Source organism: Polaromonas sp. P3_C2 (assembly GCF_056402675.1).
Window position 1 is genome coordinate 1 of the sequence record NZ_JBFUGX010001209.1, and the last position, 634, is coordinate 634.

Consider the following 634-nt stretch of genomic DNA (forward strand, 5'->3'; position numbering starts at 1 on the left):
CCGAGCGCTGTCGGTTTGACCGAGATGTTCGCGCGCAGTCCCTCACGCGCGATCGCTTCAAGCACCTTGAGGTATTCGCGCGTCGTGTCGTCGGCTTGAGACAAGGATTTGACGGTTTCGCCCAGGACGTCGACGGTCGCGGAAAAACCATCGATATTGAGCGCCACGATGCGGTTGATCGCATCGGCCACGGTGTCACCGGCGATATAACGGCGCGAGACTTTGCGGATCAGCGCGTGCGGCGCCAGCGGGATGGCAGAGGCCACCAGGGTATTGAACAGGGACATGACGATTTCCAAAAAAGAGAGATGAACGTGATCGCGGACGATGCGGGATCGTCACAAATGAAAAAGGCGGTCGGGATCAGGCACCCCGCCTGGGGCGATCCGGCGGGTGCGGGCAGTGCTTCAGCCTTGCAACAGGACGGACGTCCGGGTGCGCAGGAAGCAAAGAGTCAGTTCTTTGAAAGAGGAGGCCAGGCGGCTGCGTGCATGTGGATGTGTTTTTTGGCAAGCGCCGGACTGCCGGCGCGGCCATCGCATCATAACTTCAGCGGGCGTTGCAGGTGTCCGCGGGTGCGGCCCCCAGTCCGCACGGGGCCATAAAAAAAGCCGCCCCAGACATTGTCCGGGGC

General features: G+C 61.7%; 1 pseudogene. It reads right to left on the reverse strand.

From position 1 onward, the window contains the following. Positions 1 to 287, reverse strand: a pseudogene (locus AC1DWI_RS25640) (proline dehydrogenase family protein); the annotation flags it as partial. Positions 288 to 634 lie beyond the last annotated feature (347 nt).